We start from the raw sequence: 6,000 nt of genomic DNA, 5'->3' as shown, positions 1-6,000 counted from the left end.
CGAGGAAGAACACCGCCCGGGTACCGCAGGCCCCTGGATTGGAAGGTGGGTCCCCGGTCACGCAACGCGATCCCGCAGTCCCGCCTCCCAGGCGGGCCCAGCGGAACAAGAAGCGCCGGCGCAGTAAACCGGTAGATGGTGTTGAAAGCTCGGCCCGGGTGCTGGTACGGCACCCGGGCCCTCGATGCGGTCCCCCGAAAGAAGAGGTCTATGCCCCCTCTGCAGTACCCGCCCTGTCGACAAGTTCGACGATGACAACTATCCCGCCTACACCATGGGCCGGGCCGCCGAGATGCTCGGCACCACTCCCGCCTTCCTCCGCACTCTGGGCGAGCACCGCCTGATCACCCGCTGCGCTCCGAAGGCGGCCACCGCCGCTACTCCTGCTACCAGCTGCGCATCGCGGGCCGCGCTCGCGAACTCGTCGCGACAACGGCACCCCCATCGAGGCCGCCTGCCGCATCATCATCCTCGAAGACCAGCTCGAGGAAGCCCAGCGCATCAACGAAGAACTCCGCGGGCCCAGCCCGCGCCCTCAGCCTGATCTCGCTCACGAACCGCAGATGAACCCGAGACGGGCCCGGTCGGCCCTCTGGCGAGGCAGCGGCACCGCCCGACGTCGAGGGCGCTCCGTAGGGCGCAGCTACTCTTCGATGTCGTACTGATTGAGTCAGCAGCTCGCCACCGCGACCCGCTTCCAAGGGGCTCCCACCCGGCGCGGCGAGGCTGCCCCGCCGTGATGGCACGCGTCGACCAGCGCTCCGCGCCGTCCTTGACCTCTGGCACCGGCCTTGCTGGTCGGGTAGCGAGCCGCGTCAGGTGTCGGGCCCGATGGCGCGCGCCTCCGCCTGAGCCGATGGACTCTGGTCGGGGGCCATCGTGCAGCAACCTCACTCCTGCTGAGCGGAGTAGATCATAGAGTGCGGTCTCGGCCCGTGCGCTCACCCCCGTGGCGCGGAGGGCCGACCCAGGTCACGACGTACGGGGACCACGCCGGTCTCCGTACGCACCGCGCCCGCCGGGCGGGATCGGCGCCCGGCGCTGGCTGCGCAGAGCGGCGAGGGGGTCCCACCCGATCGGCTCGGCCTCCCGTTCACGATGCGGACCAGGGCCAGCGTCTCCAGCTGGCGTAGCTGGTAGTGGACCGCCGACCGTGACCGCAGTCCGACCGCTGTGCCGATCCGGGTGAGCGTGGGCGGTTCACGGTGCTCGTGATCCACGCCCGTACGAAGTCGAGGGATGGCGTGCTGCCGCTCGGTCAGGTCAGGCATGATCGCGGTTCCTCGCGGGCTGCCGCCGCATCTGCATACGGGCGCCGGCGGAGTCCGGCCTCCCAGTAGGGATGCGCGGTCAGACGGACGGAGAGCAGCACCAGGCGCCGCCGCAGAAGCGGCATGCGGGCCGCGCTCGTGCGCGAGCGCCTCGTACGCGCGTCCATTCCATCTGTGCGTGTACGAGATCATCCGGAATCGGCAGGTTGCGCATGCACCGCAGATCAGGTGTTCGATTTTCTCGACAAGCCGCGGCCCGTAGGAGCCGTGGACTACCCGGTTCGTTGGTCAGGTGTAGGCCGTGGTGGATGATCCGGTGGGCGATGTCGCTGGTGGTGGTGTCGTCGGTGTAGGAGCGGGCTTTGATGAGGGCCAGGGCGTCCGTGATGCCGCAGCCTTCTCTCTCGCGGTGATGCCGGTGGCCTGGTGGACCTCGTCGTGCAGGTCGGTTTCCCGTACAGCCAGGGGTCGCCGTCCGGGCCGAGGAGGATGTCCCTCGGTCAGGGCCGCACCGATGCGCTGGAGGTCTGCCTGGCTGGGGCAGGCTGCTCGTGGTCGTACACCACCAGCACACTGAGCGCGTGCCTGCGGCGGTGAGCGGCACGGCGGCAACAGCCCGCAGCCCGAGATCGTGGATGCCGCACCCGTAGGCCGGCCAGCGCGCCAGCAGATCGGAGCCCGCGGCGGCCACCAGTTCCCCGCTACGCGCCGCCTCTTTTTTTCGCGCCTTGGCCGAGCACCCAGCCCCAGATCCTGTGCCCGTTCGGCACGCTCATCGGACGAAGGCGACCGCGAGGCGCTGCATGTTCGGGTCGAGCAGCACCAGCGCCCCGGCGTCGACCCCGCACGCCGCAACGACACTGCTCGCGAAGAGGGGACGGGCTTCCTGTGTGCTGTGCGACCAGGCGGCCAGCCGACGGGCGTAGCGCCTCCTGCATCTCGGCAGCCGCCAGGTGGCGAGCGGCCGTCGCGCGGTGGCGCGCGGCCAGATGCCGGAGCGTCGCAGGTTCGCTGTGCTGTGCCAGGGCGATCGTGCTGCTCGGCCCGCCGCGGCCGCAGCCGCCGCACGGGCACGCGCTCGGCAGCACGCTGCCGCGCTATCTCGGCATCGTCACCCCAGGGTCGGTCCACGCCCACACCCGAAAGCTACTCCCAGAACTCCCCGTGTGAAACATTCACACGGCAAGAGATCAACTCGGTCCCAATCCGGGCTGTTGCTCCGCAAAGCTGGTGCAAGAAGGACGATCTGAGGGCTCAGACTCCTGGCAGGAGGATGCATCGGCGTCGAGAGGGGCGACCATGGCGGACAGGTTGCGGATCTTGCTGGTCGACGACCACGAAGACACCCTGCTCGCCCTGCAGGCTGCCCCTGATACCCCTCGGCTATCCGGTGGAACGCGCTACCGGGGCGCCCGTGCGCTGAAAGCTGCGTTGAAGGGCGGTGTCGGGCTGATCGTCATGGACGTGCGCATGCCCCCTGCTCAGCAGGGCTGGAAGTGGCCCGCTATCTGGGTTCGTCTGGATCAGACCCGCCACATTCCCATCATCCTGGTCACGGGGGTGCGCTCTGGACGATGAGCTGACCGGCGAGGCCTTGAGGCGGGGGTTGCCGACATCATCCACAAACCGATCGACGTCCACGCCTTGCGGGTCAAGGCCGCGCTATCTGATGCGCCAGAGCATGGAGTCTGCGGGTACGCCCGCATCGGATCGGCGCCAGTAGAGCGGGTAGCCAGCTCAAGGTGCTGCTTCCGCGCCCGGGAGGCTCTGCCTGCCGTGTCGGCGGACGTGTTGCGTGAGTATGGCGGGGCAGGTGACTGTGTGTAAGAGACCGACCGCGTCCTGGAGGAGTGCCGTGCCGACGCCCGACGATGTTCCTGCTGGGGAGACCGCTCCGGATTGCCGATCTGGGAGACCGAGGTTGCGCACCTCCAGACCGCGATGCAGTCCCGTGCCCACGTCGACCAGGCCATAGGAGTGATCAGCGCCGTGGGGGAAGGCAGCCGGCTGAGGCCTGGGATGTCCTGCGCGAAGTGTCGATGCGCACCAACATCAAGCTCCCACTCGGTTGCCGAACAACTGGTCGCGTGCGCATGGTCGGGGGTTCTCGCCGAGCCGATCCGTGCCGAACTGGACCGTCAACTCATGCTGCGGCAAGCACAAGACGCAGCCGAAGGCGGCTACACGGCCTCATAGCGGCGAGCCCAGCGCCCACCACTTCGCCCATGAGGGGTATCGGATCTCTCGTCTTGCACCGCGTTGAGCCGGCACCGCTTCGCGCGACCAGCCCTCACCCGTCCGGTGCCACCGACTGGGCGCGATCGTATCCCCGCGGCCGGGGTGACTGGTCGGCACTGCCCGGAACTGACGGCCCGGGACGTCGGGAGCGCTGAGGGAGAAAGCGCTGTCCTGTCCAGCCGTGGCGGCGAGCCGAGCCAGACAGCCGCGGGCTGGGAGGGGCCGGCACTCCCAGCCCGGGGTGACCGTGCTGCGCACGATCAGCGCTCGTGACGAGCGCTCCCGATCCGCCCGCTTCCGTCGCGTCCGGTGGTGGCTTCCGTGGCGAGCTGGGCTTCTCATCGCAGAGCCAGGGACGGCCGGCGGGCGGTCGGGGCGGCGTCGCTGCCGGCCGTGGGCGGAAAGGGGCGCGGACGGCGGCGATGCGTCCCGCCTGCCGGGGTTCGCCGTGCGGATTACGGCCAGCCCCAGGGAGCGCGCGCCGACGTCGGCGGCGCGCCTGCTCCGGCTGCTCCCGGATTGTGCACGGGCTGGCTGATGCATGGGTCGGTGGTCGACAGCCGCGCGCAGAGCGTGGGGCTCCGCTGCCGTCCTTTTCTCATTACTTGGTTAGCGATTCTGCGTTGATGGTCCGCTTCGTGCCGTTCTTCAACGTGAGGGTGAGGGTGCCAGTCATGTGGTCGTGCGCCTCGCTGTCTGGCCACCAGGCAGTCCACCTGCCCCAGGGCAGCGACGACCTCGTCATTTGCTCCACTGTGGCGTGGACGGTGCGTCCCTGGTCGCGCACGGTGATCGCCTTCACGTCCTCGCCCGCCAAGCCGACCACGTAGCGGAATCGAGCGGAGCCTTGCCGAGGGCGCCCTGTGCGTCCAGCGTGACGTCGTTCGCGGACACCCCGCCCTCTGCATCCGAGGTGATGGGTACCGCCACGCCTGGGCCTTCCGTGCCGGCCAGGCAGTACGCGGAGCGGTAGTTGGACGTGACGATCATGGAAACAGTGGTTCAGCGTCGGCCCCAGTTGAAGATCGCACCTGGTCGCCCCTTTCCTTTGTTGACGTCCATCGCCTTGCTGAAGCAGTTGCCGAAGGCGGCACTTCTTTGCTTCGGTCGGTGGGAGGTGCTGGTCCACGTGGCCACTTCGGCCGACGACAGGGGTCCGGATCCGCCCGGCTCGGGTGGTTCAGCCGACAGGGTCACCGTAAGGAGGGCGGCTCCCGCGGCGAGCCCGGCAGCGGTCGTGTATGCCAGGCGTCGTACGAGCGGGCGGCGAAATCCGGTGGCGACGGCGCGGCTGGGCCGGTCAGTGTCGCTCAGGACGATCGCCAACAGCTCTTCCTTGCGGTCGAGTTCGGCGGGGGAGAGTTCGGCGCGCGGTGCGGGCCTCGACCTCCCCGGCCGAGCGGCTGCGCCTCCTTGAGGACGTCTTCGCCGTGGCGGCCGATCGGGCCCGCATCAGGATGGACCGCTGCGCGAGCCGCGATGGGGCCGGGAGGCCGCACCTGGTACACGAGGATGGCCAGCAGGCGCCCCCCCCACAGCAATTCGATGCGTACCGTCGCGGCCGGGACGCGCACTGAACCCGGTCTTCTTGTCCAGGGTGAGCGGCTTGACCGCGAACCCGACCACGGCGGGGCGCAGTGACGGCCACCGGCGGGGCTGTCCTGTGTCATCGAACCTTGGTCACGTGCCGGCGGGTTCCGGGTGGAGACGCATGGCGCGGATCAACGCCTCTCCGTAAGGAGATGAGGCAGTGTCCCCACAGACAACACCCACCATGATCGATTTGATCAGAGGGCTGTGTGACCAGGCCGTTTCGGGCCTCGCACATGATCGTTGAGTATGCGGAATGCTGACGGCCGGGCTGTCACACCTGCCCTGCCCTTGAACGGAAGAGTTGTTCCTTGAGCCTCGCGAAACTGTCCCTGTGCTACTCCCGCCTCGGCCGACACCCGACCGGGCTTGAGTCCGACGTCGTATCGGCTGGCCCGGGCTGCAGCAGCGGTGACCGTACTGGCCGCAAGCGCGATCGGCACGGCCGTGGTGGCTCCTGCCGCCCACGCCGACGGCGACGTGTTCACCGCCGCCCAGCCCGGCAAGTACACGATCACGGTGCCCAAGGATGTCACCGAGGCGACCGTCACGATGTGGGGGCGCCGGAGGCCACGGCGGCAGCGGTGGCCGCGGCGGAGCCGGTGGTGACGGCAGCACGAACGGCGGCGGGGGCGGCGGGGCCGGCGGTGGTGGCGGAGCCGCCGGGACCGCCGGGACCTACGTCGAATGCCGGCTGAGCGGCCTCCAGGCGGGCCAGACGTACGAGGTCGTGGTCGGCTCGGCCGCCGCATCGACGTTGGAGGGCCGGACCAGCCTGCTGCGTCCCCCGAACATGGACACCAAGCCGCAGTCCATGAGCCTGGCCGTGGCCGCGGGTGGCGCTGACGGTGGCAACGGCGGCGATGGCGGTGCCGGTGGCAGCCCTGGTTTCTTCGCCGGC

At 69.5% G+C, this 6,000-nt stretch carries 4 protein-coding genes and 1 pseudogene; 3 read left to right on the top strand and 2 right to left on the bottom strand.

Features of this window, described 5'->3' with window-relative positions:
• Nucleotides 1-184: 184 nt before the first annotated feature.
• Nucleotides 185-530, top strand: a pseudogene (locus RBJ77_RS40110) (MerR family transcriptional regulator); the annotation flags it as partial.
• A gap of 411 nt (nucleotides 531-941) precedes the next feature.
• On the opposite strand, the gene RBJ77_RS40105 reads toward RBJ77_RS40110, so the two are convergent.
• Nucleotides 942-1,271, bottom strand: coding sequence for a hypothetical protein (locus tag RBJ77_RS40105; protein ID WP_372349476.1), 330 nt, complete (start codon nucleotides 1,269-1,271; stop codon nucleotides 942-944).
• Nucleotides 1,272-2,570: 1,299 nt separating this feature from the next.
• On the opposite strand from RBJ77_RS40105, the gene RBJ77_RS40100 reads away from it, so the two are divergent.
• Nucleotides 2,571-2,849: a hypothetical protein gene (locus RBJ77_RS40100; protein WP_372349475.1), complete on the top strand. Its 279-nt coding sequence runs from the start codon at nucleotides 2,571-2,573 to the stop codon at nucleotides 2,847-2,849.
• 1,458 nt (nucleotides 2,850-4,307) lie between these two features.
• On the opposite strand, the gene RBJ77_RS40095 is transcribed toward RBJ77_RS40100, so the two are convergent.
• Nucleotides 4,308-4,499 (bottom strand): hypothetical protein, encoded by a 192-nt coding sequence (locus RBJ77_RS40095; protein ID WP_372346643.1) that lies wholly within the window; start codon nucleotides 4,497-4,499, stop codon nucleotides 4,308-4,310.
• A gap of 1,011 nt (nucleotides 4,500-5,510) precedes the next feature.
• Between RBJ77_RS40095 and RBJ77_RS40090 the strand changes: the two genes are divergently transcribed.
• A complete protein-coding gene (locus RBJ77_RS40090; RefSeq protein WP_372349474.1) occupies nucleotides 5,511-5,708 on the top strand; it encodes a hypothetical protein in 198 nt (65 codons plus the stop codon).
• The last annotated feature ends 292 nt before the right edge of the window (nucleotides 5,709-6,000 follow it).

Origin of the sequence: Streptomyces sp. KL116D (assembly GCF_030766975.1) — a bacterium.
In the GTDB taxonomy this organism is placed as follows: domain Bacteria; phylum Actinomycetota; class Actinomycetes; order Streptomycetales; family Streptomycetaceae; genus Streptomyces; species Streptomyces longispororuber_A.
The sequence above is the reverse complement of the archived record's forward strand: the minus strand, read 5'-3'. Positions and strand labels throughout refer to the sequence as shown.